Source organism: Isoptericola sp. Y541 (assembly GCF_059445465.1).
In genome coordinates this window covers 132,934-157,331 of sequence record NZ_JCAIUJ010000003.1, presented here as the reverse complement: position 1 = coordinate 157,331, position 24,398 = coordinate 132,934, and the positions used below count along the sequence as shown (strand labels likewise).

At 72.9% G+C, this 24,398-nt stretch carries 26 protein-coding genes and 1 pseudogene; 17 read left to right on the top strand and 10 right to left on the bottom strand.

What is annotated here, in order from left to right:
* Positions 1 to 25: 25 nt before the first annotated feature.
* A complete protein-coding gene (locus AC1C2V_RS09100; protein WP_495389270.1) occupies positions 26 to 304 on the top strand; it encodes an acylphosphatase in 279 nt (92 codons plus the stop codon).
* 87 nt (positions 305 to 391) lie between these two features.
* Here AC1C2V_RS09100 and AC1C2V_RS09095 read toward each other — a convergent pair whose 3' ends face one another.
* Positions 392 to 1,051, bottom strand: a complete 660-nt coding sequence (locus AC1C2V_RS09095) for a class I SAM-dependent methyltransferase (RefSeq protein WP_495389269.1) — start codon at positions 1,049 to 1,051, stop codon at positions 392 to 394.
* A gap of 98 nt (positions 1,052 to 1,149) precedes the next feature.
* Here AC1C2V_RS09095 and AC1C2V_RS09090 point away from each other — a divergent pair, with 98 nt between their 5' ends.
* Together AC1C2V_RS09090 and AC1C2V_RS09085 are read left to right on the top strand one after the other, a co-directional pair.
* On the top strand, positions 1,150 to 1,902 hold the full coding sequence (locus tag AC1C2V_RS09090) for a class E sortase (RefSeq protein WP_495389268.1): 753 nt from the start codon (positions 1,150 to 1,152) through the stop codon (positions 1,900 to 1,902).
* On the top strand, positions 1,902 to 2,063 hold the full coding sequence (locus tag AC1C2V_RS09085; protein WP_495389267.1) for a hypothetical protein: 162 nt from the start codon (positions 1,902 to 1,904) through the stop codon (positions 2,061 to 2,063). Before AC1C2V_RS09090 ends, AC1C2V_RS09085 begins: the two co-directional genes overlap by 1 nt.
* A gap of 76 nt (positions 2,064 to 2,139) precedes the next feature.
* On the opposite strand, the gene AC1C2V_RS09080 is transcribed toward AC1C2V_RS09085, so the two are convergent.
* On the bottom strand, positions 2,140 to 3,132 hold the full coding sequence (locus AC1C2V_RS09080; RefSeq protein ID WP_495389266.1) for a LacI family DNA-binding transcriptional regulator: 993 nt from the start codon (positions 3,130 to 3,132) through the stop codon (positions 2,140 to 2,142).
* Positions 3,133 to 3,194: 62 nt separating this feature from the next.
* Between AC1C2V_RS09080 and AC1C2V_RS09075 the strand changes: the two genes are divergently transcribed.
* A complete protein-coding gene (locus tag AC1C2V_RS09075) occupies positions 3,195 to 4,079 on the top strand; it encodes an LLM class F420-dependent oxidoreductase (RefSeq protein WP_495389265.1) in 885 nt (294 codons plus the stop codon).
* A gap of 32 nt (positions 4,080 to 4,111) precedes the next feature.
* Here AC1C2V_RS09075 and AC1C2V_RS09070 read toward each other — a convergent pair whose 3' ends face one another.
* Both AC1C2V_RS09070 and AC1C2V_RS09065 read right to left on the bottom strand, forming a co-directional pair.
* Entirely contained in the window at positions 4,112 to 4,288 is a 177-nt protein-coding gene (locus tag AC1C2V_RS09070) for a hypothetical protein (protein ID WP_495389506.1), read from the bottom strand.
* 132 nt (positions 4,289 to 4,420) lie between these two features.
* Positions 4,421 to 4,917, bottom strand: a pseudogene (locus AC1C2V_RS09065) (ATP-binding cassette domain-containing protein); the annotation flags it as partial.
* Between the two features lie 328 nt (positions 4,918 to 5,245).
* Between AC1C2V_RS09065 and AC1C2V_RS09060 the strand changes: the two are divergent.
* The 4 genes from AC1C2V_RS09060 (at position 5,246) to AC1C2V_RS09045 (ending at position 7,585) form a co-directional block, all read left to right on the top strand.
* Positions 5,246 to 5,545, top strand: a complete 300-nt coding sequence (locus tag AC1C2V_RS09060; RefSeq protein WP_495389264.1) for a TetR-like C-terminal domain-containing protein — start codon at positions 5,246 to 5,248, stop codon at positions 5,543 to 5,545.
* On the top strand, positions 5,542 to 6,144 hold the full coding sequence (locus tag AC1C2V_RS09055; protein WP_495389263.1) for a class I SAM-dependent methyltransferase: 603 nt from the start codon (positions 5,542 to 5,544) through the stop codon (positions 6,142 to 6,144). Before AC1C2V_RS09060 ends, AC1C2V_RS09055 begins: the two co-directional genes overlap by 4 nt.
* The gene (locus AC1C2V_RS09050; RefSeq protein WP_495389262.1) at positions 6,141 to 7,061 is read left to right on the top strand and encodes a D-isomer specific 2-hydroxyacid dehydrogenase family protein; all 921 of its coding nucleotides are present in this window, start codon (positions 6,141 to 6,143) and stop codon (positions 7,059 to 7,061) included. The genes AC1C2V_RS09055 and AC1C2V_RS09050 overlap by 4 nt, the downstream gene beginning before the upstream one ends.
* Before the next feature lie 101 nt (positions 7,062 to 7,162).
* Positions 7,163 to 7,585, top strand: coding sequence for a ScoMcrA-related endonuclease (locus AC1C2V_RS09045; RefSeq protein ID WP_495389261.1), 423 nt, complete (start codon positions 7,163 to 7,165; stop codon positions 7,583 to 7,585).
* Between the two features lie 10 nt (positions 7,586 to 7,595).
* Here the strand turns inward: AC1C2V_RS09045 and AC1C2V_RS09040 are convergent, their stop codons facing one another.
* The gene (locus AC1C2V_RS09040) at positions 7,596 to 8,861 is read right to left on the bottom strand and encodes an RNA polymerase sigma factor (RefSeq protein ID WP_495389260.1); all 1,266 of its coding nucleotides are present in this window, start codon (positions 8,859 to 8,861) and stop codon (positions 7,596 to 7,598) included.
* Between the two features lie 65 nt (positions 8,862 to 8,926).
* The gene (locus tag AC1C2V_RS09035; RefSeq protein WP_495389259.1) at positions 8,927 to 9,340 is read right to left on the bottom strand and encodes a YciI family protein; all 414 of its coding nucleotides are present in this window, start codon (positions 9,338 to 9,340) and stop codon (positions 8,927 to 8,929) included.
* A gap of 202 nt (positions 9,341 to 9,542) precedes the next feature.
* Here AC1C2V_RS09035 and AC1C2V_RS09030 point away from each other — a divergent pair, with 202 nt between their 5' ends.
* Complete coding sequence (locus AC1C2V_RS09030) at positions 9,543 to 10,799, top strand: amidohydrolase (protein ID WP_495389258.1); 1,257 nt, start codon at positions 9,543 to 9,545, stop codon at positions 10,797 to 10,799.
* 58 nt (positions 10,800 to 10,857) lie between these two features.
* A complete protein-coding gene (locus tag AC1C2V_RS09025; protein ID WP_495389257.1) occupies positions 10,858 to 11,175 on the top strand; it encodes an epoxide hydrolase N-terminal domain-containing protein in 318 nt (105 codons plus the stop codon).
* Between the two features lie 154 nt (positions 11,176 to 11,329).
* Here AC1C2V_RS09025 and AC1C2V_RS09020 read toward each other — a convergent pair whose 3' ends face one another.
* A complete protein-coding gene (locus AC1C2V_RS09020) occupies positions 11,330 to 12,826 on the bottom strand; it encodes an MFS transporter (RefSeq protein WP_495389256.1) in 1,497 nt (498 codons plus the stop codon).
* A gap of 75 nt (positions 12,827 to 12,901) precedes the next feature.
* On the opposite strand from AC1C2V_RS09020, the gene AC1C2V_RS09015 reads away from it, so the two are divergent.
* The 6 genes from AC1C2V_RS09015 to AC1C2V_RS08990 all read left to right on the top strand — a co-directional run bounded on the left by AC1C2V_RS09015 (position 12,902) and on the right by AC1C2V_RS08990 (position 20,265).
* Positions 12,902 to 14,785, top strand: a complete 1,884-nt coding sequence (locus tag AC1C2V_RS09015; RefSeq protein WP_495389255.1) for a hypothetical protein — start codon at positions 12,902 to 12,904, stop codon at positions 14,783 to 14,785.
* A 209-nt stretch (positions 14,786 to 14,994) separates the two neighbouring features.
* Positions 14,995 to 16,509: a sugar ABC transporter ATP-binding protein gene (locus AC1C2V_RS09010; RefSeq protein ID WP_495389254.1), complete on the top strand. Its 1,515-nt coding sequence runs from the start codon at positions 14,995 to 14,997 to the stop codon at positions 16,507 to 16,509.
* Positions 16,506 to 17,537, top strand: coding sequence for an ABC transporter permease (locus AC1C2V_RS09005; RefSeq protein WP_495389253.1), 1,032 nt, complete (start codon positions 16,506 to 16,508; stop codon positions 17,535 to 17,537). The genes AC1C2V_RS09010 and AC1C2V_RS09005 overlap by 4 nt, the downstream gene beginning before the upstream one ends.
* Entirely contained in the window at positions 17,534 to 18,574 is a 1,041-nt protein-coding gene (locus AC1C2V_RS09000; RefSeq protein ID WP_495389252.1) for an ABC transporter permease, read from the top strand. Before AC1C2V_RS09005 ends, AC1C2V_RS09000 begins: the two co-directional genes overlap by 4 nt.
* Positions 18,575 to 18,576: 2 nt before the next feature.
* On the top strand, positions 18,577 to 19,617 hold the full coding sequence (rhaS, locus tag AC1C2V_RS08995; RefSeq protein ID WP_495389251.1) for a rhamnose ABC transporter substrate-binding protein: 1,041 nt from the start codon (positions 18,577 to 18,579) through the stop codon (positions 19,615 to 19,617).
* Positions 19,618 to 19,638: 21 nt separating this feature from the next.
* Complete coding sequence (locus AC1C2V_RS08990; RefSeq protein ID WP_495389250.1) at positions 19,639 to 20,265, top strand: TetR/AcrR family transcriptional regulator; 627 nt, start codon at positions 19,639 to 19,641, stop codon at positions 20,263 to 20,265.
* A gap of 251 nt (positions 20,266 to 20,516) precedes the next feature.
* Here AC1C2V_RS08990 and AC1C2V_RS08985 read toward each other — a convergent pair whose 3' ends face one another.
* Together AC1C2V_RS08985 and AC1C2V_RS08980 are read right to left on the bottom strand one after the other, a co-directional pair.
* Positions 20,517 to 21,614, bottom strand: a complete 1,098-nt coding sequence (locus AC1C2V_RS08985; RefSeq protein WP_495389249.1) for a Gfo/Idh/MocA family protein — start codon at positions 21,612 to 21,614, stop codon at positions 20,517 to 20,519.
* Positions 21,611 to 22,411: a sugar phosphate isomerase/epimerase family protein gene (locus tag AC1C2V_RS08980; RefSeq protein ID WP_495389248.1), complete on the bottom strand. Its 801-nt coding sequence runs from the start codon at positions 22,409 to 22,411 to the stop codon at positions 21,611 to 21,613. The genes AC1C2V_RS08985 and AC1C2V_RS08980 overlap by 4 nt, the downstream gene beginning before the upstream one ends.
* 403 nt (positions 22,412 to 22,814) lie before the next feature.
* Between AC1C2V_RS08980 and AC1C2V_RS08975 the strand changes: the two genes are divergently transcribed.
* The gene (locus AC1C2V_RS08975; RefSeq protein WP_495389247.1) at positions 22,815 to 23,426 is read left to right on the top strand and encodes a dihydrofolate reductase family protein; all 612 of its coding nucleotides are present in this window, start codon (positions 22,815 to 22,817) and stop codon (positions 23,424 to 23,426) included.
* Between the two features lie 53 nt (positions 23,427 to 23,479).
* Here the strand turns inward: AC1C2V_RS08975 and arfB are convergent, their stop codons facing one another.
* Positions 23,480 to 23,917, bottom strand: a complete 438-nt coding sequence (gene arfB / locus AC1C2V_RS08970) for an alternative ribosome rescue aminoacyl-tRNA hydrolase ArfB (protein WP_495389246.1) — start codon at positions 23,915 to 23,917, stop codon at positions 23,480 to 23,482.
* Positions 23,918 to 24,398: the final 481 nt, after the last annotated feature.

Genomic DNA, 24,398 nt, shown 5'->3' with positions numbered 1-24,398 from the left:
GGTTCACGGCTGTGTGGGAGGGCGGATGAGCGGGACGGTGCGGCGGCGGGTCGTGGTGCACGGCCGCGTCCAGGGCGTGGGGTTCCGCTGGGCGGCCGCCGACGCGGCCGCGCGGCTCGGCGTCGGGGGCCAGGTGCGGAACCTGGCGGACGGCACCGTGGAGGCCGAGGTCGAAGGCACCCCGGCCGCGGTGGACGCGATGCTCGCGTTCCTGCGCGAAGGGCCCGCGGCGGCGGTGGTCAGCGGGATCGACGTCGAGGAGGTGTCCCCGCGCGGGGACACCGACAGCTTCGTGACCCGCTGACCCCCTGAACCGCCCGACCCCTGAAGCGCCGGGCCCCTGAAGCGCCGGGCCCCTTGACCGCCCGACCCCCGACGTCGGACCGAGCGGTCAGCCCGCCCGCGCCACCACCCGCTCGACGACGCCCGCCCGGGTGCGCTCGTGCTCCTCGACGACGAGGCCGTGCTCGCGCACCCACACCAGCGGGCGGCGGCGGAAGTGCTCGCCCGCCAGCGGCACGCTCACCAGGTCCGCGACCGCCTGCAGCACCCGCAGCGGCCACGAGCTCGACACCACGTGGTCGGCCAGCAGCAGGCGCCCGCCGGGGCGCAGCACCCGCACCATCTCGGCGAGCGCCGCGCGGTCGTCGGGGATGGCGCACAGGGAGAAGGTGCACACCACGGTGTCGAAGGCGTCGTCCGGCAGGTCCAGGGCCTGCGCGTCGCCAAGCCGTAGGTCCGTGTCCGGGTCCAGGCCTAGCCCCAGGCGGGCGGCCCTCCGCCGTGCCACGTCGAGCATGCCCGGGCTCCACTCGACGCCCGTGAAGCCGCCGCTCACCACCTCGCGCGGGTAGTGCTCGAGGTTGAGCCCGGTCCCGACGGCGACCTCGAGCGTGCGGCCCTCGGCGCGGGCGCACAGCCGCTGCCGCACGTCGGGGAACATCCGCCGTTCGGCCGCCGCGAACGCACGGTCGTACCCCGACGCCTCGCGGTCCCACCGCCGGCGCAGCCGCGCGGCGCGCCCCGATCCCACTCCGTCGTCGCTGGTCACCGCTCCAGCGTCCCACGTCCCGGCCGTGGGGCGCCCGCGCCGGACGCGACCGCGCCCGCGTGCCGCGGGGCCTGCGGAGACCACGTAGCATCGCGCACGTGACCAGTCCTGCCCACGCTCGCCCCGTCCGACGCCGAGGCACCGGCAGCGGCGTCGTGGGCGGCGTCGGCGAGGTGCTCATCACGCTCGGGGTGGTGCTCGGCCTGTTCGTCGTCTGGCAGCTGTTCTGGACGTCGGTGGAGGCAACCGCCCAGGCGGACAAGGTCATGTCGGAGTTCTACGACACACTCCCGGCTCCCAACCCTGCGCCCGCCGAGCTGCGCACCGACGAACCCCCGGTGCCGGATCAGACGCCCTACGGCGAGACGATCGGCACGCTCATCGTGCCGGCCTGGTACGGCCTGACGACCAACGCGATGCCCATCGCGGAGGGCACCGGCATGGACGTGCTCGACCAGGCGATGGCCGGGCGCTACGAGACGTCGCAGCAGGTGGGCGAGGTGGGGAACTTCGCCCTCGCCGGGCACCGGCGCACGCACGGCAACTCCTTCCGCCACGTCGACGTCCTGGAGAAGGGCGACCAGATCATCGTCGAGACGGCGAAGACCTGGTACGTCTACGAGGTCACGAGCGACGAGCTCGTGACGCCCGACCAGGTGGACGTGGTGGCCCCTGTGCCGCACCATCCGGACCAGGAGCCCACCGAGCGGCTGCTGACGCTCACGACCTGCCACTCGCTGACCCTGGGCGAGTACGGCAACGACCACCGCTGGATCACCTACGCGAAGTTCGTCGGGTGGATGGACCGCGCGGACGGCACCCCCGACCAGGTCCGCGAGGAGGGCGACTGATGTACGCGTGGATCTTCCGGCACCTGCCCGGCAACCTGTTCTGGCGCATCCTGGTGTCGCTCGTGCTCGTCACGGCCGTCGTGGCGGTGCTGTTCCTGTGGGTGTTCCCCGCGATCGCGCCGTACCTGACGCTGCTCGAGGGCGACCCGGCCGTCGGATGACGCCGCCTCACTGCACCCACCCTCACTGCCCCCACCCGTCGCGCTGCCCCCCGCGCTGACACTCCCGAGCACCGGTTCAGCTGCTGGACCGCACCACCAGCTCCGGGTCGAAGAGGACCTCCTCGCTCGGCGCGTCCGGCTGGGCGATCTCGCGCAGCAGGATCTCGGCCGCCGCGGTGCCGATCGCCCGGCTGGGCTGGCGCACGGTGGTGAGCGGCACGGCGCCCGTGGTCGCGAACGGGATGTCGTCGTACCCCACGAGCGCGACGTCCTCGGGCACCCGCACCCCGCCGTCGAGCAGGGCACGCACGAGGCCGAGCGCGTGCATGTCGTTGCCCGCCAGCACGGCGTCCGGCCGCTCGTCGGGCGCGGCGGCGGCGATCCGCCGCCCGACCTCCGCGCCCTCGGCGAGCCCGAGGTCGTCCGCGTGCGCCACCCGCAGCGTCGCGCCCGGCGTCCGGCCGACCACCTCCCGGACTCCGTCGAGGCGGCGCCTGATCTGCTGCACCCGGGGCGCACCCGTGGCCACGAGCAGGCGGCGCCGGCCGCGGTCCACCAGGTGCTGCGCGGCGACGCGCCCGCCCTCGTGGTGCCGCAACGACACGGTCGACAGGCGGCGGGTGGGGTCCTGCTGGTCCACCACGACCACGGGGGTGCCGCGCTCCTTGCGGGCCGCGAGCGCCGCCATCTGCGCGTCGGACGGCGCGACCACCATGCCGTCGAAGCGCAGCTGCTCGAACAGCGCGACGAGCCGCTCCTGCTGGTCGCCCGACTCGTGGGTGCTGCCCGTCACGAGCGTCAGGTCCGCCGCGGCCAGCACCTGCTCGACGGCGTTGACCACGTCGGCGAAGAACGGGTTGGATGCGTTGATCACCGAGACGCCGACGATCCCCGACCTGCGCCACCGCAGCTGGCGGGCGGACAGGCTCGGGACGAAGCCGAGCTGCTCGACGGCGTCCCGGATCCGCGCCGTCGTCGCGGGCGCCACCTTCTCGGGGCGGTTGAGGTAGTTCGACACCGTGGCCGCGGACACCCCGACGTGCCGTGCGACGTCGTGGATGGTCACCATGTGCGCTCCCCCGTGTCGGCCCCGGTCTCGTCGGCGTGGCCGCCTGCCGCCAGGATGGTCCCATGACATCTGGACCGACATCTGGACCGACATCTGGACCGACGCTCCGCTTCGGGATCAAGCTCACGCAGGACGCGCCGATCGGGACGTTCCGCCAGGTGTGGCAGGCCGCCGACGAGTCGGGGTTCGACCACGTCTGGGTGATGGATCATCTCGCCTCCCTCGGAGCGGACGACTCGCGTCCGATCTTCGACGCGTGGGCCATGCAGGCGGCGATGGCGGTGGCCACGTCGCGCGTGCGGATCGGCTGCATGGTCTCCGGCAACACCTACCGCCACCCGGTGATGCTCGCGAAGCTCGCCACCACGGTCGACCATCTCTCGGGCGGCCGCCTCGAGCTCGGCATCGGCGCCGGGTGGAACGAGCACGAGCACGCGATGTACGGGTTGGACCTCGGCACGGTCCGGTCCCGCATGGACCGGCTCGAGGAGTCGCTGCAGGTGCTCACGTCGCTCTGGACGCGGCCCCGCACCACGTTCGCCGGGGAGCACTACCGGCTCACGGACGCCGTGGCCGAGCCCGCGCCGGTGCAGCGCCCGCACCCGCCGATCTGGGTGGGCGGCTCCGGGCCGCGGCGCACCCTGCGCCTCGTGGCGCAGTACGCCGACGCGTGGAACGACACCTCGAGCACCCCGGAGCGGGTCGCCGCCCTCAGCGAGGTGCTCGAGCGGCACTGCGCGGACGTCGGCCGGGACCCGGCCGAGATCCGCCGCACCGTGCAGCTGCGCCTGCGCGAGCACGACGTCGCGGACCTGCCGGGGCTGGTCGGGCGCTACGCGGCCGTGGGCGTCACGGAGTTCGTGGTGGTGCTGAGCTCCGGGGACGCCGCGCTGCCCGAGCTCGACGAGGTCGTGCGCGCCCTCCCCCGGTTGCGCGCCGCAGCCTGACCCGGGCGCTGACACGGCGGCTGATCCGGGCACTACTCCGGGCACTGCTCCGGGCACCACGCCGCCCCCGCCTGCGCGGCGTGCAGCGCCGCGTACCGGGCGCCGCGCGCGAGCAGCTCGTCGTGGCTGCCGACCTCGATGACGCGCCCGTGCTCGAGCGCAACGATGCGGTCGGCCGCGCGGACGGTGGACAGCCGGTGGGCGACCATCAGGGTGGTCCGCGACGCCATGAGCCGGTCGAGCGCCTCGCGTACGGTCGCCTCAGCCTCGGGGTCGAGCGCGCTGGTGGCCTCGTCGAGGAAGAGGATGCGCGGGTCGCACACCAGCGCCCGGGCGATCGCCAGGCGCTGCCGCTGGCCGCCCGCACCTGCTCGTCGGACGCGTCGTCGAGCCCGTAGGCCACGTTCTCCCTGATCGAGCCCTCGAAGAGCACCGACTCCTGCGGCACCACCGAGACCGAGCGCCGCACCGTACGGAGGTCGAGCTCGGCCATGTCCGCGCCGTCGAGCAGGATCCGGCCCGCCGTGGGCCGCACGAAGCCGAGCACGAGGTTGAGCAGGGTGGACTTGCCGGAGCCGGACGACCCCACGAAGGCGACGGTCTCGCCCTCGCGCACCTCGAGGTCGACGTCGTGCCGCGAGTCCTCGGACGCGTCGGCGTAGCGGTGCGAGACATGCGCGAGGCGCAGGCTGCCCTGTACGTGGTCCACGTGGCGGCGTCCCTCGTTCTGCTCGAGGTCGAGCTCGGCGAGCACCTCCGCGATCGAGCGCACCGATTCGATCCCGCGCGCGGTGACGGGCACGAGGTTGAGCAGCGGATGGGTGACCTGCTGCAGCATCAGCTCGACGTTCTCGACGTCGCGCACCACCTTGCTCTGCACCACCCCCGAGCTGGCGCGCGAGTAGTACCCGATGGACAGCGCCTGCAGCCGCTCCACCAGCGCGTTGCGCAGCGTGGCGCCGCGCCGCGCACCACGGTCATGAAGTTGCGGGTGTACACGATGTGGTTCGGGTAGTGCGGCGCCAGGAGCACCACGGCGAGGGCGAACCACATCAGCACGGAGGTCACCGTGCCGGCGCATCGAGTACAGCCAGCCCGTCTTCTACAGCCATTTCCGCGGTAAGCGCGAGATCATCGGCGCCGTCGCACTCCAGGGCGCCACCGAGATGGCCTCGGCGGCGCGGGCCGCGACCGCCGCCGTGGACGGCCCGCACGAGGGGGTCGCGGCTCTCGCGCGCGCCTCCCTCGACTTCGCCGAACGCAGCACGGCGGTGTTCGACGCCATGTTCCAGCTCGACGGCGGCCTCGCGTACGCACAGGAGGGCACGCCGGAACCCCTCAAGGATGCCTTCGCCGCGCTGCTGGAGCGTCTCGGCGAGGTCGCCGGCGACGGCATCGACCCGGAGACGTTCACCGAGGTGTTCTGGGCGTCCTTGCACGGATTTTGGTGCAGGCTCGGGCCATGACCAACTATGCCCGCCTGTATCGGCTCGGCGTCCGTCCCTGGGAGGGGTACGCGGAGGCCGCGGCACCGAGCATCGCCGCCCTGCTCGATCGCGAGGAGGCCGACCGGCCGCATCCCCCCGGGCGGGTGCTCGACCTCGGCTGCGGCCGCGGCCAATTCACCCCGACCCTCGCGCGGCGAGGCTGGGACGCCGTGGGCGTCGACGTCGTACCGCAGGCGATCGAAGAGGCGCGCCGGCGCGACCGGGACGGGGTCACCTATGTGGTCGGCGACGTCACCGACCTGGAGGCCGGATCCGACGAGCTCGGCGCCTTCGACCTCTTCCTCGACGTCGGCTGCCTCCAGGGTCTCGACACCGAGCAACGCCGCGCCGAGGGCCGCGGAGTCACCGCCCTCGCCAACCCCGGCGCCACGCTGCTCGTGCTGGCGTTCCAGCCCACGCGGCTGCGCCGGCTCGTGGAGGGCGTCGCGCCCGAGGAGGTCGTGGCGGCCTTCGAGGGCTGGGAGCTGCTCGACGTCCGGGCCGCCGAGACCGCCGGACTGGGCTGGCCGATGAACCGCACCCGCCCGCAGTGGTACCGGCTGCGGGTGGACGCATGAGCGCCCCGGGGATCACCGCCGCGCCGCAGGCTCCGGCCTGGGTGCGCGACGCGGCCGCGGACGCCGGCGCCCGACAGGTGCCACCCGGGCCGGAGACCGAGGGCCTGCTGTGGTTCGGCGGCGCCGTGACCGACCTCCGGGAGGCCCTCGCGGCCGCCCCGCGCACCCGGTGGGTGCAGCTCCCCTCGGCGGGGGTCGACGCGTACGCGGACGCCGGTCTGTTCGCCGGCGACGGCATCACCTGGACGTCGGCCAAGGGGTCGTTCTCCCGCCCCGTGGCCGAGCACGCGCTCGCCCTCACGCTGGCGTCGCTGCGCCACCTGCCCGAGCGGGCCCGCGCCCGGTCGTGGGGCGAGCCGGCCGGCACCACACTGTTCGGAGCGAACGTGCTCGTCCTCGGCGCCGGCGGCATCGCCCGGACGTACCTCGACCTGCTCGCTCCGTTCGGCACGCGCAACGTCGTGGTGCGCCGGCGCCCCGAGCCGGTGCCGGGCGCCGACCGGACCGTCACCGCGGACGACCTGACCGCGGAGCTGGCCGAGGCGGACGTCGTCATGATCGCCGCCGCGCTCACCTCGCGGACGCGGGCCCTGATCGGCACGGCCGAGCTCGCCGCGGTAAAGCCCGGCGCCGTGCTGGTGAACATCGCGCGCGGCGGGCTCGTCGACACGGACGCCCTCGTGGACGCCCTGTCCTCGGGGCACCTGGGCGCCGCCGCGCTCGACGTCACCGACCCGGAACCCCTGCCCGACGGCCACCCGCTGTGGGACGCCCCGCGGGCTCTGATCACCCCCCACACCGCCGACACGGCCGAGATGGTGGCGCCGCTGCTGCGCGCGCGGATCGAGGAGAACCTCTCCCGGTTCGCCTCGGGACGGGAGCTCACGGGGGTCGTGGACCGGCACGCGGGGTACTGAGACCCGGCCCCCGTCGTGTGGTCCTCGCCGCAGTCGGGGCCCGGGCGTCGGGGAGGCCCTCCGGACGCGACTAACCTGAGACCGTGGCTACCTTCTCGAGCGTGACCCGTCAGCACATCCTTAAGGCGATCGAGGAGGCCGACGACCGAGGGGTCGACGCCTTCGTCGGCGTGTACGGCTTCACCCCCAACCCCGGGCACACGTTCGTGCACTCCGGCCAGACCTACGACTCCAAGGCCGTGCTGGGGGTCGCGCACAAGTACGCGACCGGCCAGCTCGCCACGACGGATGACCTTGTCGATGCCAAGTGCGACGACGCCGCCATCCTGACCAAGCACGGCTTCGTGGCCACCGCGCCGGCCTCCGCCGCCGCCCCGGCGGCCACGAAGAAGCCCGCCGCACGCCGCAAGGCCGCGAGCGCCGCCCCCGTCCGCAAGCCCGTCGCACCCGAGCCCGTCCTCGCCATCTGCCCGACGTGCAACACCGCGCTCCCCGCCACCGGCGTCTGCGACGAGTGCGGCTGAGTGTCCCGCGTCACCCTCCCGCGTGGTGCAGCCGCGCCGCCTGCTTCACCAGGTGCGTCCGCTCCGGGGAGCTGAGCGACGCCTCGGCCGCGGCGGCGTAGAGCCGGGCCGCCTCCGCGAGGTCGCCGGCGCGCTCGTGCAGGTAGGCGGCCGCAGCGTCGCGCCGCGGAAGGTCGGGAGCCAGGCCCTCCACCACGCGCAGGCCGGCGAGCGGACCGTCCACGTGCCCCACGGCGACCGCGCGGTTGAGCGCCACCACGGGGTTGCGTGGGTCGAGCGTCGCGAGCTCGTCGTACCACCCGAGGATCTGCGGCCAGTCCGTCTCCTCGGCCGACGCGGCGTCGTCGTGCAGTGCGGCGATCGCGGCCTGCGCCTGGTAGGCGCCGAGCCGGTCGCGGGCGAGCGCGCCCTGTAGCAGGGCGACGCCCTCGGCGATCGTCGCGGTGTCCCACAGCGCACGGTCCTGCTCCGCGAGCGGCACGAGCTCCCCCGACGGCGACGTGCGGGCGGGACGGCGGGCGTCGTGCAGCAGCATGAGGGCCAGCAGGCCCGCGGCCTCGGCGTCGTCGGGCACGGCGGCGACCAGCTGCCGGGCGAGGCGGATCGCCTCGTCCACGAGGTCCACGCCGTCGGTCGCGCCGTCGGTCGCGCGGGCGTTCGCGCGGGCGTTCGCGCGGGCGTTCGCGCGGTCGGTCGCGTGGTCGGTCGCGTGGTCGGTGAAGCCCTCGTTGAACATCAGGTACAGCACGCGCAGCACCGCGTACACGTCGCCCGGCTCCCGGAAGCGCTCCCCCGTCACCGTGCGCTTGGCCCGCGAGATGCGCTGGGCCATCGTCGCCTCCGGCACGAGGAACGCCCGGGCGATCTGCGCCGTCGTCAGGCCGCCCACGGCGCGCAGCGTGAGCGCGACGGACGACGCCGGCGTGAGGGCCGGGTGGCAGCAGCGGCTCAGGAGCAGCAGGGTGTCGTCGGCCTGTTCCGTAGGTCCGGACGCCGGTTCGAGGCTCACCTTGACCTCGCGCAGGGCGCGGGAGGACGCGGAGCGCCGGGCGTCCAGGAACTTGCGCCACGCCACCGTGACGAGCCAACCCTTTGGGTCGTCCGGCATCCCGCCGTTCACCGCGTCGCTCGGGCCGTCTGACCCCTGCCACCGGCGCACCGCCTCCAGGAGCGCCTCCTGGACGGCGTCCTCGGCGTCGCCGAAGGCCGCCCCGCGGCGGACGAGGACGCCGAGGACCTGGGGTGCCACGTCCCGCAGCACCTGGTCTCTGAGCACCTGGTCTCTCAGTACCGGGCCTCTCAGTACCGGGCCTCTCGACGCCTCGTCCCGCCGGGGGTCGTTCACCCCGTGACCTCGGCCGCGTCGGTGAGGAACGGGCGCACCTCGATCCACTCGTGGAGCGGGCGTCCGCCCGGGCCGGGCGCCGAGGACAGGTACGCGGCAGCCTCGTGCGCCCGCTCCTGCGAGTCCACGTCGATCACCATCCACCCGGCGATGAGGTCCTTCGTCTCCGCGAACGGGCCGTCCGTGACCGGGGGCTTCCCTTCGCCCCCGTACCGCACGAACTCGCCGCGCGGGGAGAGCGCCTGGGCATCGACGAACTCGCCCCGCTCGCGCAGGTCGTCGATCACCGAGTCCATGAAGGCGATGTGGTCGCTCACCTCGGCGGGCGTCCACCGGTCCATCGGCACGTCGGTGCCCGGCACCGGCTCCGGGATCCCGCGGTAGTGCTTGAGCAGCAGGTACTTGGCCATGGGTCCATCCTCCAATGCGGGGCGATGCGTGTCACCGCCTCTCGCCCCGGGGACGGAGCCGACCCGCGGTTCTCGACACGTTCTCGACATGAATCTCGACACGAATCTCGACGTCGAACTCCGAAGACCTCGCCCTCGACCGCCCGCCCTGCCGGATCCGGCATGCCGACCTACGCTGAAACCCACCTGCGAAAGGGGCGACATGCCCACGCACCAGCCCGCACACGCGGACGTCCACGTCGATCCCACGCTCGCCGACCTGTACAAGGACCTGCACCGCCATCCAGAGCTCGGGTTCGCCGAGCACCGCACCGCGGGGATCGTCGCGGACCGGCTCCGCGCGTCGGGCTTCGACGTGACGACCGGGATCGGGACTACCGGCGTGGTCGGCGTGCTGAAGAACGGGCCCGGCCCGGTCGCCCTGCTGCGCGCCGACATGGACGCCCTGCCCGTCAAGGAGGACACCGGGCTGGACTACGCCAGCACGGAGACGACCACCGACGCCGCCGGCAAGACCGTCCCCGTCGACCACGCGTGCGGCCACGACCTACACACGACGTGCCTCCTGGGCGCCGCCGACGTGCTGGCGAAGGACACGGCCAGCTGGTCCGGCACGCTGCTGGCGGTCTTCCAGCCCGCCGAGGAGCTCGGGGCGGGCGCGCAGGCGATGGTCGACGACGGCCTCTACGAGCGCTTCCCGAGGCCCGACGTCGTCCTCGGCCAGCACGTGGCGCCCCTGCCCGCCGGGAAGATCGCCGGGCATGCCGGTGCGTCCTACGCAGGCTCGGACTCGCTCCGTGTCCGGCTCGTCGGTCGCGGGGCCCACGGCTCCACGCCGCAGGCGTCGATCGACCCGATCGTCATGTCGGCGGCGACCGTACTGCGCCTGCAGACCGTCATCTCCCGGGAGATCCCGAGCACCGCGACGGCCGTCCTCACCGTGGGCTCGATCCACGCCGGCGACGCCGCGAACGTCATCCCCGGCGAGGCCGAGGTGCAGCTCAACATCCGCAGCTACGACGAGGCGACCCGGCAGCAGATCCTCGCCGCGGTCGACCGCATCGTCAAGGGCGAGGCGGCGACGGCGGGCGCCCCCGAGGAGCCCACCGTCACGCCGATCGAGCGGTTCCCCGTCGTCGTCAACGACCAGGCCGCGCTCTCGCGCACGCTCGACGCCTTCGCCGCCTGGCTGGGGCCCGACAAGATCATGGACCCGGGTGCCGGCGCCGGCAGCGAAGACGTGGGGATCCTCGCCACCGCGGCCGGGGCGCCCCTGTCCTACTGGCTGCTCGGCGGCACCGACCCGTCGCTGTTCACCACCGGCGACATGACCGACCCCGCGCTGCTGAAGGTGCCGTCCAACCACTCGCCCCACTACGCCCCGATCATCGAGCCGACCCTCACGAACGGCGTCACGGCCCTCGTCACGGCGGCCCGCACCTGGCTGCCGCCCGCGTGACGGACGCCGAACCGACGCCGGGCGGAGGGCGGCGGCAGATCGGTCGTAGCGTGCAGACGTGACGACCGACTCGTACGAGCCCTTCACCCCGCGCACCGACCCGGCGGTGGTCGACGACCTGCGTGCCCGGCTGCGGGCGACGCGCTTGCCGGACGCCCCGGCGGGCGCCGGCTGGTCGCTGGGGGCCGACGCGGGCTATCTCCGTGAGCTGGTCGAGTACTGGGCCGAGGATTTCGACTGGCCGGTCCAGGAGGTGGCCCTTCGAGGAGCCCGAGCTCTACGCCGCGGAGCTGCGGGACTTCTTCCGCCCGTACCGCGCGGCCGTCTGACCCCCGGCGCGCCCCTCCCCCTCGCGGCGCCGGTAGCGACTCGCTGACGCGCCGACGCGCCGTCCGCGAGCGCCGCCCAGTAGCGGGTGACTGCCTGGCCGCGGCGATCGGCCGGTTCGACGCCGACGTCGAGGTGATCGGGCCGCCCGAGCTCGCCGCGGCCTTAGGCCGCCTCGGCGTGCGGTTCACGGCGGCCGCCCGTCAGCAGCCGTCGGGGCCCTGAGCATCCTCGGCGTCGGTGGCAGCGTCCGTGGCCGACAGCGGCGTCGCGATGTCCTCCAGCGACTTCTGCTCGGCCCCGACGCCGAGGAACATCGCCACCACTCCCCCGCCGATCATCAGCGCCGCGCCGAGGTAGTAGCCCACCGCGATGCCCGTGATGTCGCCGGCCTGGCCCGCGGACTCGATGAGGCGCCCGAAGAGCAGCGGACCGGTGATACCGCCCACCGCCGTGCCGATCGCGTAGAAGAACGCGATGCACAGCGCCCGGGTCTCCATCGGGAACACCTCGCTCGCGGTGAGGTACGCCGAGCTCGCTCCGGCCGACGCGATGAAGAAGATCGCCATCCCGAGGAACGTCAGCGTCCACGCGGTGAGCCCGCCGAGCAGGAGACCCGCGACGGCGAGCAGGACGCCCGAGACGATGTACGTGCTGGAGATCATGCGCACGCGGCCGACCTTGTCGAACAGCGGCCCCAGCGCGAGCGCCCCGAGGAAGTTGCTCACCGCGAACAGGGCGATGTATGCACCGGTCTGGCCGACGCCGAGGAACGTCTGCAGCGTGTCGCCGAACGTGAAGAAGAACGCGTTGTAGAGGAACGCCTGGCCCACGAACAGCGAGAGGCACAGCACGGTGCGGCGTGGGTAGTCCGCGAAGACGGTGCGCGCCACCCGGGCGAGGCTCACGGTGTGGCGCTGCTTCACGGTGAGGGTGCCCTCGGGCTCGGGGAGCTCGACGCCGTCCTCCTGCGTCACGCGCTGCTCGATGCCGGAGACGATCCGCTCGCTTTCCTTCTCCCTGCCGTGGATGAAGAGCCAGCGCGGGCTCTCCGGCACGTTCCGGCGTACGAACAGCACGGCGAGCCCGAGCACCGCGCCGAGCGCGAAGCACAGCCGCCAGCCCAGCCACGCGGGGACGAGCTCCGGGTTCAGCAGCGGGATGGTCAGCAGCGCGCCGCCCGCGGCGCCGATCCAGTACGAGCCGTTGATCGCGATGTCGATGCGGCCGCGGAACTTCGCCGGGATCAGCTCGTCGATCGCGGAGTTCACGGCCGCGTACTCGCCGCCGATCCCGAGGCCGGTGACGAACCGCATCGCGAAGTAGTACAGCGGGTTCATCGAGAAGGCCGTCAGCACGGTGCCCGTGAGGTACACGAGCAGCGTGAGGATGAACAGCTTCCTGCGCCCGAACCTGTCGGTGAGCTGCCCGAACACGAGCGCCCCGAGGCACGAGCCCGTCACGTATACCGCGCCCGCGAGGCCGATGTCCGCGCTGGTGAGGCCGAGACCCGTCTCCCCCTTCAGCGCGTCGGACAGGTTGCCGACGATCGTCACCTCGAGGCCGTCGAGGATCCACACCGTGCCAAGGCCGATCACGATCAGCCAGTGCCAGCGCGCCCACGGCAGCCGGTCCAGCCGGGCCGGGATGTCGGTGGTGATGGTCCGCAGCGTCGCCGCTTCGCTCCCCGTCGAGGACATCTTCCGGTTGTACGCCCGGCGCGCCCGGAGCGCAGCCTGACGGCGCTCCGCTCGGGGGCTTGTACATTCGGTCACATGGTTGATCACAGGAACAGTCCGGGCGACCGCGCCCGGACCCCGCACCGGGCGGCATACCTGGTCAGCGCCGCGGCGCTCGCCGCCCCGCTCGCCCTGGCGGGTGCCGCGGCGTCCGCCGCGGAGGCCAGCACCCCCTCCGGCCTCGCACCGCGCGCCTCCCCCGCCACGGCGTCGCACATCCATGGCCCCGACGCCACGGGTGGCATCGACGGCGAGGCCATGCGGCACCGGCTGGTGCACGAGGGGCCGGACCCGGACGCACCGGGGCTCCGCGCCGCAGACGACACCCCGCGCGTGCAGGAGAAGGGCTCCGGCGACAGTGTCGACGACGGCGGCGAGGGAGCCCAGCGCCTCCCCGCACCTCGGGCGGCGAGCGGCTGGGACCTGCGCGTCGAGGGCAGTCTGGGCACGACGACCATCACCGGGGAGAAGGTCGCGCCGAACGAGGAGGACGACGGCGCCATCCCGCTGGCTCGCGACCTGGACCTCGGCGCGGAGCGCCGCGGGGTCACGACCACCGGCGTCATCGGCGACGGGCCGCACGGGTCGGACGGCGGCCAGACCGGCGACTACGACTTCTACCGCGTCGACGCCGCGAAGGGCGAGACCCTCACCGTGGACCTCGCCCCGGAGGGCGAGCTGACGCCGAACGCGCTCCTGTACGACGCCGACGGGAACCTCCTGGTCGGCACCCAGGACATGACCGGCGACGGCGCCGTGCATCTCTCCCAGCGGATCGAGCAGCGGGGCACCTACTACGTGGCGGTCGGCAACCTCTTCCCCGAGGACCCCTTCGACCCGGCGTCCGGCCTGGCCGTCTTCACCGAGGGCCCGTACGAGCTCGACGTCACGCTGCACGCGCGGGGCACCGCCGACACGGACGTGTACGCCGTCCCGCTGCGCCAGGGCGACGTGCTGGGCGCCTCGGTGTCCGGCGCCGCCCGGCAGGTCGCGATCCACGAGCTGGACGGCGACCTGGTGCAGGCCTCCGCCTTCGACTCCGGCGTCGTCTACCCCGACGACTCGCCGCTGCCCCGTGGCGGCAACGCCACCGCCAACCATGTCGTCGACAAGACCGGGCTGTACCTCGTCTCGGTCGCCGACGGCGCCGGCGACTACGAGCTCACCGTGGGGTCGCACCGCGCGCCGTCGACCCAGGGCGAGACCACGCACACGGTACTGCTCGACTTCAGCGGCCCGTCGTTCGACAACCGGATCTTCAAGTCCTTGGCCCTCGAGCCCGGGGTGCGGGAGATCAGCCCCCTGCGCGACTTCCTGCCGCACTGGGGACTCACGGCGTCCGACGAGCGCGCCGTCATCGAGGCCACGACCGAGCGCGTCCGCGAGACGTTGCACGACGAGATCCCCGGGTCCGAGGTGCGCGTGACGAACGACCTCGAGGACCCCGACCTCTTCGGTGAGCCGGGGGTCAGCCGCGTGATCGTGGGCGGCACGATCGCAGAGACCGGCCTCCTGCCCGCGTTCGGGCTGTCGGAGTCCGTCGACCCGGGGAACTTCGCCCGCGAGGAGACGGCGGTCGTCATGCCGGAGCTCATGATCGGCGACGACAACCCGATTTCGCTCAGCCGGTTCCTCACCGACGACAGCGACCGGTTGCAGGCGGTCGGGCAGGCGCTGGGCAACACCACCGCCCACGAGATCGGGCACTTCCTGGGCAGCTTCCACACCGACGACCTCGACGACCCCACAAGCGTGATGAACACCGGCAACCGGCTGCACACCTACGCGATCGGCCCGGACCAGGTCGCCGGCACCGCCGACGACGACCACATCGCGATGCAGCCAGCGTTGTACGACCGGATGCAGGGCCTCGCCGGCATCGAGGACACGATCAGCCGCACGGCCGTCGCGCTCCGATGAGTTGAAGGCTGAGGTGACGGCGCAGGACGGCGGAGCCCGTGCGGGGTCCCGCCGTCCTCGTGCCTGCACCGAACCCGCATGGTCACGACATCGACACGATCCGTGTGGTCCGTTGACGCTGCGCCGACGGGGCGAATAGCGTGCAGTGGCATCGATCTTGAATCGTTTTAGGAATCGCTCACGACAACGACGTCGGAGGGAGAGAGCCTGTGGCGAGCCCGCCCCTGGCCCCCGTTCTCGAGCTGCTGGACGTCCGCAAGGCGTTCGGCCCCGTGGTCGCGCTGCGCTCCGGCGCGCTACGCGTCGACGCCGGGTCGATCCACGCGCTCGTCGGCGAGAACGGGGCCGGAAAGTCGACCCTGGTGAAGATCCTCTCGGGCCTGTATCGCCGCGACGGCGGGACGTTCCGGCTGCACGGCCAGGACGTCGACTTCACGACGACGTCCGAGGCGAAGGTTGCGGGCGTCGCGGTCATCTATCAGGAACCCACCCTGTTCCCGGACCTCAGCGTCATGGAGAACATCTTCATGGGCCGCCACCCGCTGAAGCCCGGGCGCCGCGTCGACCGCCGGGTGATGCGCGAGGAGTCGGCACGGCTGTTCGCCCGGCTGGGCGTGGGGATCGACCCGCTGCGGCCCGCGGAGGGCCTGTCGATCGCCGACCAGCAGATCATCGAGATCGCCAAGGCCATCTCGCTGGACGCGAGCGTGCTCGTCATGGACGAGCCCACCGCGGCGCTGTCCGGGCACGAGGTGCGCCGGCTGTTCCAGGTCGCGCGGAGCCTGCGCGACGAGGGCAAGGCCCTGGTGTTCATCTCGCACCGGCTCGACGAGGTCGTCGAGCTGTGCGACAACGTCACCGTCCTGCGCGACGGCGAGTACGTGTCCACCGCCGCCGTCTCCCACACCTCGATCTCACAGATCGTCACCGACATGGTCGGGCGGGCCGTCGACGACCTGTTCCCCAAGACGCCGGCCGCCGTCGGCGACGTCCGGCTCGAGGTCCGGGGCCTGCAGCGCGCCGGGGTGTTCCACGACGTGTCGTTCCGCGTGCGGTCCGGGGAGATCGTCGCGCTGGCCGGGCTCGTCGGGGCCGGCCGCAGCGAGATCGCCCGAGCCGTCTTCGGCGTCGACCCGTACGACGCCGGCGGCGTGCACCTCGACGGGCGGCCGGTGCCGCCGCACAGCCCGCGGGCTGCGGTCCGAGCGGGGATGGCCCTGATCCCCGAGGACCGGCGCCAGCAGGGCCTGGTCACCGACGCCTCGGTCGCCCGCAACGTCACCGCCGTCATCCGGTCCCGGATCTCCCGGCTCGGCCTGCTCACCACGCGGCGCGAGAGCGACGTCGCCGCGCCCTGGGCCTCGCGCCTCGAGGTGAAGACCAACGCCCTCGACATGACCGGCGCCACGATGAGCGGCGGCAACCAGCAGAAGGTGGTCATCGCCAAGTGGCTCGCCACGACCCCGACACTGCTGATCATCGACGAGCCCACGCGCGGCATCGACGTCGGCACGAAGGCCGAGGTGCACCGCCTGCTGTCGGAGCTCGCCGGCCAGGGCATGGCGATCCTCATGATCTCCTCCGAGCTGCCCGAGGTGCTCGGGATGGCCGACCGCGTCCTCGTCGTCGCGGAGGGCCGCATCACCGCCGACCTGCCGCGCGACGAGGCCACCGCCGAGGCCGTCATGCACGCCGCGACCGCGTCCCTGGAGCACCACCCGTGACCGAACAGCTCGTCGAGCCCAGCCGGCTCTCCCCCGCGCGGCGCGCCTGGCGCACGGTGCTGCGCTCGCGCGAGCTCGCCGTCGCGCTGGTGCTGCTCGTCGTCATCGCCGCCGCCACCGTCGCGACCGAGAGCTTCCTGTTCAGCCCGAACAGCTGGCGCGACCTGCTCCTGACGCCGTCGGTGCTCGTCGTGCTGGCCGTCGGCCAGGCCGTCGTGATCGTCACGCGCAACGTCGACCTGTCCGTCGGCTCGATCCTCGCCCTGACCGCGTACCTCAGCGGGCGGCTGTTCATCGCGAACCCCGGCCTCCCGATCCCGGTCGTGTTCCTCGTCGCCGTCGCCGCGGGCGCCGCGCTCGGCCTGCTCAACGGCGTCCTCGTCGGGTTCGGCAGGGTGCCCGCCCTCGTCATCACCCTCGGCACCCTGTACATCTACCGCGGCGTCGTCCTGTCGTGGGCCGGCAGCAACCGCGTGAACGCCTCCGACCTGCCGGGCGAGTTCCTGGCGCTCGGCACGAGGACCGTGCTCACGATCCCGGTGCTGACGATCCTCGCCGTCGCCGTGCTCGCCGTCGTCGGCTACTACCTCCACACCGCCCGAGGGGGTCGCGAGCTGTACGCGATCGGCTCCGACCCCGACGCCGCGGTCCTCTTCGGCCTGCCCGTGCGCCGCCGCGTGCTCGGCGCCTTCGCCCTCTCGGGCGCCCTGGCGGGGATGGCCGGCATCATGTTCGCCGCGCGTTACGGCACCATCAGCTCCGGCGCCGGGCTCGGCGTAGAGCTGCAGGCGGTCGCGGCCGCCGTCATCGGCGGGGTCGCCATCTTCGGCGGCAGCGGCACCGTGTGGGGCGCCGCCCTCGGCGCCGTCCTGCTGATCACCATCAACCGCGCCCTGCCGATCCTCGGCATCCCCGACTTCTGGCAGCAGGCCGTGGTCGGCGTCCTCATCATCGGCGCGATCGTCCTCGACCGCGTGCTCGCCGCACGCAACGCCCGCAGGCTCGTCGAAGCGAGGGATGCCCGATGACGAGCTCCGCCCGCACGTACGCCGCCCACGCCCGGCCGTGGTGGCGGCGCGTCCTGCTCACCCGCGAGGCGGGCACCATCGCCCTCCTCGTCGTGGTGGTCGTGGCGTCGCTGCAGTACGTCGACAACTTCCGCAGCCCGCTCACGCTGCCCTACCTGGTGCTCGACACCACGCCGATCCTGCTCATCGCGCTGCCGATGACGCTCGTGATCATCACCGGGGAGATCGACCTGTCGGTCGCCAGCGTCGTCGGACTCAGCAGCGTCACCCTCGGCGTGCTCGTGGAGGGGGGCTGGTCGGTGCCGGCCGCCGCGGGGGTCGCGCTGCTCGTCGGCGTGGTGTGCGGGCTGCTCAACGGCTTCCTCGTCGCCCGGGTCGGGCTGCCGTCGCTCGCCGTCACCATCGGCACGCTCGCCCTGTTCCGCGGCGTCGCGGTGGGATTGCTCGGCACGAAGGCCGTGACCGACTTCCCCGACCGCTGGACCGACCTCGCCACCGCACGCCTCGGGGAGACCCAGCTCCCCCTGGTCCTGGTCCCCATCGTCGTGCTCGCCGCCGCGTTCGTCGTGCTGCTGCACTTCACGCCGTTCGGCCGCGGCGTCTACGACATCGGCCTCAGCAAGGACACCGCGCACTTCAGCGGGGTGGGCGTCGCACGCACCAAGCTGCTCCTCTTCGTCCTCACGGGCACCGTGTCCGCGTTCGCCGGGGTCTACTTCACGCTCCGGTACGGCAGCGCGCGCGGCGACAACGCCAGCGGGTTGGAGCTCCAGGTCGTCGCCGCCGTGCTCCTCGGCGGGGTGTCGATCTTCGGCGGCCGCGGCGCCCTGCCCGGGGTGCTGGCCGGCGTCCTGCTCATCGGCGTCGTCTCCAGCGCGCTGCGCCTGGAGAGCGTCACGGTCAACGTCATCAACATCATCATCGGCGCGCTCCTCGTGCTGTCGGTGATCTCCCCGAGCGTTTTCGGCTGGTTCGTCCGACGCCGGCGCACCACCGTGCCCGACCCACCCGCGCGCGTCCGAAAGGAAGAACGATGAAGATGAAGTTCACGACCCGGCGGTCGGCTGCCCTGGCAGCCCTCGCGATGACCGCAGCACTGGCACTCGCAGGATGCTCCTCGGAAGACGACGGCGGATCCGGAGGCGACGACACCGGGGGCGGGGGCGGCGACGTCTCGGTGGTCATGCTGCCGAAGAACCTCGGCAACCCCTACTTCGACACCAGCACCAAGGGCGCGAAGTCCGCCACCGAGGAGTTCGGGGGCACCTTCTCCGAGGTCGGCCCCGACACCGCGTCGCCCGACGCCCAGGTGTCGTTCATCAACACCGCGGCGCAGCAGGGCACCAAGGCGCTCATCGTCTCGGCGAACGACCCGCAGGCGATCTGCGACGCGCTCGACGAGGCCCGGCAGGCCGGGACGAAGGTCGTCACCTTCGACTCCGACACCGACCCGGCGTGCCGCGACCTGTTCATCAACCAGGCGTCCCCCGAGGGCATCGCCAAGGTCCAGGTCGACATGATCGCCGAGCAGATCGGCGACGCCGGCGAGATCGCGATCCTGTCCGCGAGCGCCAACGCCACCAACCAGAACGCCTGGATCGAGCTCATGGAGCAGGACCTGGCCGACAACCACCCGGACATCACCCTGGTGGACACGGTCTACGGCAACGACGACGACCAGACGTCGTTCGACAAGACCGCCGCCCTCCTGCAGTCCCACCCGGACCTCAAGGGCATCGTCTCGCCGACCACCGTGGGCATCGCCGCGGCGGCCCGCTACGTCTCGACCTCCGACGCCAAGGGCGAGGTCGCCATCACCGGCCTCGGGACGCCGAACCAGATGCGGGAGTACATCGACGACGGCACCGTCACCGAGTTCGCGCTGTGGAACCCGGAGGACCTCGGCTACCTCGCAGCGTTCGCGGCCGACGCCCTGGTCGAGGGCACCATCACCGGAGAGGAGGGCGACACGTTCACCGCCGGCGACCTCGGCGACTTCACCGTCGACGCCGACACGACCGTCCTGCTCGGCGACCCGTTCCGGTTCACCAAGGACAACATCGGCGACTTCGACTTCTGAGGAGGTCGGTAGGTTGGCGGGGTGAGCGCACCGGAAGACGCACGGCACGACGAGGCGGCTCCCCGGCGCGGCTACGCCAAGGGGGCCGCCCGCCGAGCGCAGATCCTCGACCAGGTGATCCGGATGGTCGCAGAACAGGGCGTCGACGCGTCCTCGCTCCGGTCGATCGCCGAGGCGCTGGGGATCTCGCACGCCGCGCTGCGGCACTACTTCCCCACCCGCGACGACCTCCTCGTCGCCGTCTACCACGAGCACGAGGCGCAGCGCGGTGGCTCCGGCACGTCGCCCGCGTCGGCGGTCGGGGGCATGCGCGAGAGCGCGGTGCTGAACCGGGAGGTCCCCGGGCTGGTGCAGCTCTACACGACCCTCGCCGGGGACGCGGTGCAGGAGAGCCACCCGGTCACGCGGGAGTTCTTCCGGGCCCGTTTCGCGCGCCTGCGCGCGGACCTCGCGGAGCGCGTCCGGGCCGACCAGGAGGCCGGGCGGATCGACCCCGACGTCGACGTCGGCGAGCTCGCCGCGCTCGCCATCGCCGCGTCGGACGGCATCCAGGTGCAGTGGCTGCTCGACCCGGAGGCCGTCGACGGCGCGCGGGTGCTGCAGCTGCTCGAGCGGCTGGTGCCGCCCCCGGCTACGCCCGCTGATTGAGCCTGTCGAAACCCGCCCGCCGGTAGAGCCCGTCGAAACCCGCCCGCTGGTTGAGCCTCTCGAAACCCGCCCCGCTAATTGAGCCCGTCGAAACCCGCCCCGCCGGTTGAGCCTCTCGAAACCCGCCCCGCTAATTGAGCCCGTCGAAACCCGCCCCGCCGGTTGAGCCCGTCGAAACCCGGTTCGTGGTTTCGACAGGCTCAACCGGCGAAACCCGGTTCGTGGTTTCGACAGGCTCAACCGGCGAGCGCTCAGACGGACGCCGACGCCGGGTCGAAGTCCTCCGGCAGCGGCGGGATCGGGTCGACCCTCGAGGCGATCTCGACGGCCGTCCCGGACTCGGCCGCGTCGCGGATCCCGAGGAGCACGTCGAGGACGTGCAGCGCGACGGCGCCGGAGGCGCGCTCGGGGCGGCCGTCGCGGATCGCGCGGGCCAGCTCGACGACGCCGGTACCGCGGCCCCAGGTGGAGCCGGTGGCCTCGAGCGTCGTGGGCTCGTCGCTCCCGTAGCGCCAGAGGGTCGAGTCACCGTCGAAGTTGTTCGGGTCCGGCAGCACGATGGTGCCCAGCGTGCCGTTGATCTCGACGAAGCCGGCCCGCGGCAGGGCGTGCTGGAACGAGAACGTGGACTGCGCCGACTGGCCGCCGCGGAACGTGATGAGCGCGGCGTGGTGGGTCGGCACCTCGACCGGGAACGTGGCCCCGGCGCGCGGGCCCGACGCGATCGTCCGCTGCTCGACGGACTTGGACGACACGGCCTGCACCCGGGACGCGCCGCCGAGCGCGTGCACCAGGGTCGTGACGTAGTACGGCCCCATGTCGAACAGCGGGCCGGCGCCCGTGGCGTACAGGAAGTCGGGGTCCGGGTGCCAAGCCTCGGGCCCGGGCACGTGGAACATCGTCGTTGCGGTGAGCGGCTCGCCGATGTCCCCGCGGGCGATGGCCCGCAGAGCCGTCTGGATGCCCGCGCCGAGCACGGTGTCCGGCGCGCACGCGACGCGGAGGCCCTTGGTCTCGGCGGCGGCGAGCAGCTCGGCGGCCGACGCGTGGTCGGTCGCGATCGGCTTCTCGCTCCACACGTGCTTGCCGGCCGCGACGATCTGCTGCCCGACCTCGGCGTGCACGGCCGGGACCGTCAGGTTCAGCACGATCTCGATGTCGTCGCGGGCGAGCAGCTCGTCGACGGTGCCGGCGGACGGTACCCCGTACGCCTCCGCCTGCGCCTGGGCCCGGTCGAGCCGCAGGTCGGCGACCATGCGGACCTCGACGTCGGCGAACTTCGTGAGGTTGCCGAGGTACTGCGTCGAGATGTTCCCGGCACCGATGATGCCGACGCCCACCCCGCTCACTTGTCGTTCTCCCGCAGCCAGACGAAGGAAGAGGCGATGCCCTCGAAGATGTCGCCCGCGTAGGAGTCGAACTCGACCACGCGGATCGCCTGCGGCGCGGCGGCGAGGATCGCCGGCACGTCGACGTCGCCCTGACCGGCCGGCACCTGGTTGTCGAAGGCGGCCTTGAGGGCCTCCGGCACCACCAGGGCGCTCTCGCTGGACGGCAGCACCGTGGCGATGTCGCCGGACACGGTGCCGTCCTTGACGTGGATCGCGACGACCCGGTCCCCCAGGGTCTTCAGCACGGCCGCGGCGTCGGCGCCGCCGACGGTCGCCCAGAACGTGTCGACCTCGAGTACCGCCTCGGGGGCGAGCTGCGCGACGAAGAGCTCGTAGACGGGCCGGCCGTCGACCTTGTTGGCGAACTCCCACTGGTGGTTGTGGTAACCGAAGCGCAGGCCGTGGGTGGCGGCACGGGCGGTCAGCTCGTTGACGCGGTCCGCGATCTTCTTCGCGTCGTCGGCGGTCTGCCAGCGGTCGGTCGGGACGAACGGGTCGATGACGATCCCGATCCCGAGCCGGGCGGCGGCGTCGAACACGACGTCCGGGTCGACGGCGTCGATGACGGCGGCGTGACCGGACGGCGCGGTCAGGCCGTTCGCAGCGAACGCGCGCTCGAAGTCGGCGACGCGCTCGACGAACGCGTACGGCTCGACCTGCTCGTACCCGATCTCGCGGACACGGGCCACGGCGCCGTCGAGGTCGGCGGCAATGGCATCGCGCAGCGAGTACAGCTGCACGGACGTGGTGGACATCTGGAGCTCCTTTGGCGTGGTCGTTGGGGCGACTTCCGTCGCCCCGCATGCAGAAGTACGCCGCGGTGCGCCGGAAGCCTTCGCAGAGCCTACTCCCAAAACCTCACAGTGGAAGGTTTCTCTGGGAGCCCGCCCCCGACGTCGACGCCCGTCCATGACCGGACTGAAGACGCCACGTTGCATCACTCCTCGAGCACCGACACGTTCACCCCGCCGCGCCGCGCTGGCGGCCGTCGGCGGTATGAGCGCCGCGCCCGCGCTGGCCGTGGCGCCCGACCTGGTCAGTGATCGACGGGCCCGCGGCTGGACAACCCGTTCGCGCCCAAGGTCTGAGCACTCCCGATGAGTTCGGCTCCGGTCACGGGTCTCCCCTCGTGACCGGAGCCACCCGTCAGGAGAAATCATGGGCCTCATCCATCTCGAGGTGTTCGCCACCCTCGATCTCGTCGCGCAGGCGCCCGGCGGCCCCGAGGAGGACCCGCAAGGGTTCGCCTTCGGCGGCTGGCAGGCACCGCTGCTCGACGAGGTCGCGGGGGCGCAGATCGCCGCCGCGTACGCGGAGGGGACGGACGCCCTTCTGCTCGGACGGCGGACCTACGACATCTTCGCCGCCTACTGGCCGCACCAGGAGGACGACTTCGGCACCCTCTTCAACCGCATCCCGAAGTACGTCGCCTCCCGCGGCACCCCCGACCTCACCTGGGCCGGGTCCTCCCGGCTGGGGCCCGACCTGCCCGCCGCCGTGCGCGAGATCCGCGACCGGCACGAGCACGTACGCGTCGTCGGCAGCCTCGACCTGGTGCAGACCCTCCTGCGGGAGAAGCTCTTCGACCGCCTCGACCTCTGGGTGCACCCGATCGTGCTCGGCGAGGGCAAGAAGCTCTTCGACGGTGGCGAGGTGCCCACGAACCTCCGGCTCCTGGAGCCACCGGCCGCCAGCCCCCTGGGCGTCGTGTTCCTGCACTACGGCCTCGCCGACGGCGTTCCCGCCACGGGCGACATGGCCCAAGGCTGAGGCCCGGGCCCCACGACGAGGGCCGTCACCGCCGCCGTGCGCCCGGCGGCGGGTCAGTCCTGCGGCGGACGCCGCATCCGCTTGACCCCCGCACGGCGCTTCTTCCCCTCGATCCGCCGCTGGACGGACCCGCGGCTCGGCCGCGTCGCACGGCGGCGCGGCCCGGGCGGGGCGAGCGCGTCGGCGACGAGGGAGGTCAGCCGATCCCGCGCGGCCTCCCGGTTCCGCAGCTGCGCGCGGTGCTCCGACGCCACGACGGTCAGCACTCCCCCGACCAGGCGGCGCTCGAGTCGCTCGACGATCCGGGCGCGCTGCGCGTCGCTCAGGACCCTCGAGGCCTCGACGTCCCACGACAGCTCGACGCGCGAGTCGGCCGTGTTGACCCCCTGACCGCCGGGACCCGACGAGCGGGAGAAACGCCAGGAGAGCTCCGTCTCCGGGATGGCCAGCGTGGGCGTCACTCGCAGACCGGGGCGGGCGTCGTCAGGCACGCGACCATCATGCCCGGCGCGCGGCAACGATCGCGCGCCGCACCCGGCAGCACGGCTCAGAGGCCGCCTCCCCAGCCTCTCGCAGGACAACACGATCTACGCCCACAACGGCATCTCCGCTTCGGCGTCCCCACTGCTGGACCGGCTCGTCGACCGCGGTGATCTCGGGCAGCGGGACGCTCCCGCAGTTCCACCGCGAGATTCCCTGGAGCAGCCCCGTCATCGCGCGGGCCCAGGAGCTCGAGCGAGTCCACTGGGGAGCCCCGCGCCGCGGCCGAGGCCGTGGCGCGGACCGTCACCGCCACGATCGTCAGCAACGTCGTCATCGCCGCGACCGTGCTGACGCGTGCCTGACGCCACCCACCCGTTCCATCCTCGAGCACGACGAAGGCCCGGACCCGCTCACGGAGCTCCGGGCAACCACCTGGAGCGATTCGTCCGAGGGGTCGCGACCGGCTCCTGCGCACGGCATGATCGTTTC

Excerpts from the sequence above, each read along its gene's own strand:
- AC1C2V_RS09100 (WP_495389270.1), top strand. The coding sequence starts at position 26 with ATGAGCGGGACGGTGCGGCGGCGGGTCGTGGTGCACGGCCGCGTCCAG.
- AC1C2V_RS09085 (WP_495389267.1), top strand. The coding sequence starts at position 1,902 with ATGTACGCGTGGATCTTCCGGCACCTGCCCGGCAACCTGTTCTGGCGC.
- AC1C2V_RS09080 (WP_495389266.1), bottom strand. The coding sequence starts at position 3,132 with ATGGTGACCATCCACGACGTCGCACGGCACGTCGGGGTGTCCGCGGCC.
- AC1C2V_RS09075 (WP_495389265.1), top strand. The coding sequence starts at position 3,195 with ATGACATCTGGACCGACATCTGGACCGACATCTGGACCGACGCTCCGC.
- AC1C2V_RS09070 (WP_495389506.1), bottom strand. The coding sequence starts at position 4,288 with ATGGTCGCCCACCGGCTGTCCACCGTCCGCGCGGCCGACCGCATCGTT.
- AC1C2V_RS09060 (WP_495389264.1), top strand. The coding sequence starts at position 5,246 with ATGGCCTCGGCGGCGCGGGCCGCGACCGCCGCCGTGGACGGCCCGCAC.
- AC1C2V_RS09055 (WP_495389263.1), top strand. The coding sequence starts at position 5,542 with ATGACCAACTATGCCCGCCTGTATCGGCTCGGCGTCCGTCCCTGGGAG.
- AC1C2V_RS09050 (WP_495389262.1), top strand. The coding sequence starts at position 6,141 with ATGAGCGCCCCGGGGATCACCGCCGCGCCGCAGGCTCCGGCCTGGGTG.
- AC1C2V_RS09035 (WP_495389259.1), bottom strand. The coding sequence starts at position 9,340 with ATGGCCAAGTACCTGCTGCTCAAGCACTACCGCGGGATCCCGGAGCCG.
- AC1C2V_RS09030 (WP_495389258.1), top strand. The coding sequence starts at position 9,543 with ATGCCCACGCACCAGCCCGCACACGCGGACGTCCACGTCGATCCCACG.
- AC1C2V_RS09020 (WP_495389256.1), bottom strand. The coding sequence starts at position 12,826 with ATGTCCTCGACGGGGAGCGAAGCGGCGACGCTGCGGACCATCACCACC.
- AC1C2V_RS09015 (WP_495389255.1), top strand. The coding sequence starts at position 12,902 with ATGGTTGATCACAGGAACAGTCCGGGCGACCGCGCCCGGACCCCGCAC.
- AC1C2V_RS09000 (WP_495389252.1), top strand. The coding sequence starts at position 17,534 with ATGACGAGCTCCGCCCGCACGTACGCCGCCCACGCCCGGCCGTGGTGG.
- rhaS (WP_495389251.1), top strand. The coding sequence starts at position 18,577 with ATGAAGTTCACGACCCGGCGGTCGGCTGCCCTGGCAGCCCTCGCGATG.
- AC1C2V_RS08980 (WP_495389248.1), bottom strand. The coding sequence starts at position 22,411 with ATGTCCACCACGTCCGTGCAGCTGTACTCGCTGCGCGATGCCATTGCC.
- AC1C2V_RS08975 (WP_495389247.1), top strand. The coding sequence starts at position 22,815 with ATGGGCCTCATCCATCTCGAGGTGTTCGCCACCCTCGATCTCGTCGCG.